Raw genomic sequence first — 1375 nt, 5'->3', positions numbered from 1 at the left:
AACCCAGCGAATTTTACATATAGAATTCCAAACCCGCACTATTTCCAATCCTCCCATTCCATTTAGGATGTTGGATTATTCGGTGAGGTTAATTCGTCAGTATCATGTTCCCGTCACCCAAGTTGTGATTTTCTTGCAAGAAACAAATAACGAAATTGCTTATACTGAAACATATGTGAATGAAACCACAACTCACCGTTATCGAGCCTTGCGCATGTGGGAACAAGATTCAGCCATGTTTCTTGATAACCCCGCATTATTACCTCTAGCACCGTTAACGCGAACAAACTCACCCCAAGGTTTGTTATCCCAGGTAGCTCAGAATGTTGCTAGAATTCCAGATAAGAACACCAGACAGGATATTGCTGCTTACACAGAAATTTTGGCTGGTTTGAAATTTGAAAGGAATTTAATTCGCAGATTGTTAAGGGAGGATGTGATGCAAGAATCAGTAATTTATCAGGATATTCTACAGAAGGGAAGACAGCAAGAAGCCTTTCAATTTTTGATACGTTTGTTAACTCGGCGTTTTGGTGAAATGGATTCATCAATCGTTGAACGCATCCGCGTATTATCTACGGAACAATTGGAAATATTGGGAGAGGAATTGATTGATTTTTCGGCAATTTCTGATCTGATTGCTTTATTAGAACAGCAGGAAAAGAGTTAAAATTCAAATTGCAATATGATTGATTCCATTTTCATCCGCATATAAACGCGCCATGATTTAAGCAGCCTCATTCGCATGGATAGCAGCTGCAATTTCTTCAGGATGAGCATCTGCATATATCCAAGCATTAACTAAATCAGCTGCACTAATATGAGAATAATCTTGCAAAATTTGGGCTTCAGTAATTCCCAGACGACGTGCTTCAACTAATAACCAAATTGCAATCCGAGTTCCAGTTATACAGGCTTCTTTGCCACAAACATTGGGTGTTTTTGTGATACCTTTTGCTCCAATGTTGATGTTTTGAGTTAGGCTTTGGATAATTGCGGCTTTTTCTGTTGCAGGTAATGCTAGGATTTTATTTTCTAGTTCTTGGATATTCATAGAACTTGAATATTGCAGGTATACAACCAGGGAAAGGGTAATTAAGCTTTACTGATTATTACTGAAATTTTAGGTTACATTATATACTATTACAGATTATTTGCGAGAAGGAAGTAGTATGAAACGCTTGCACATAGGCACTTCCTACCTCTCTATTATTTCACGTTTCAACTAGGATTGCTATAGTACAATAAAACTATAATAAATAAATGTCTACATATATAGCTTTCGCAAAGGCGTTATGTGCTAAGGCTATAACTGATGGGGTTTAAAGTATGTCTAGTACAAAAACTGGTATTGAGTGGACAGATAAGACATGGA

2 protein-coding genes are annotated in these 1375 nt (G+C 37.3%); one reads left to right on the top strand and one right to left on the bottom strand.

All coding sequences use genetic code 11. The features are described from left to right. Window positions 1-670, top strand: a 670-nt coding sequence (locus tag F6K52_RS36340) for a DUF4351 domain-containing protein (protein WP_293090082.1), incomplete at its 5' end; no start/stop codon positions are given. 57 nt (window positions 671-727) lie between these two features. On the opposite strand, the gene F6K52_RS36335 is transcribed toward F6K52_RS36340, so the two are convergent. Beyond that, window positions 728-1054 carry a DUF433 domain-containing protein gene (locus F6K52_RS36335; RefSeq protein WP_293090080.1) on the bottom strand — a complete coding sequence of 109 codons (327 nt, stop codon included), beginning with the start codon at window positions 1052-1054 and terminating at the stop codon, window positions 728-730. Between the last annotated feature and the right edge of the window lie 321 nt (window positions 1055-1375).

It is taken from the genome of Moorena sp. SIO3H5 (assembly GCF_010692395.1).
Lineage (GTDB): Bacteria > Cyanobacteriota > Cyanobacteriia > Cyanobacteriales > Coleofasciculaceae > Moorena.
The sequence above is the reverse complement of the archived record's forward strand: the minus strand, read 5'-3'. Positions and strand labels throughout refer to the sequence as shown.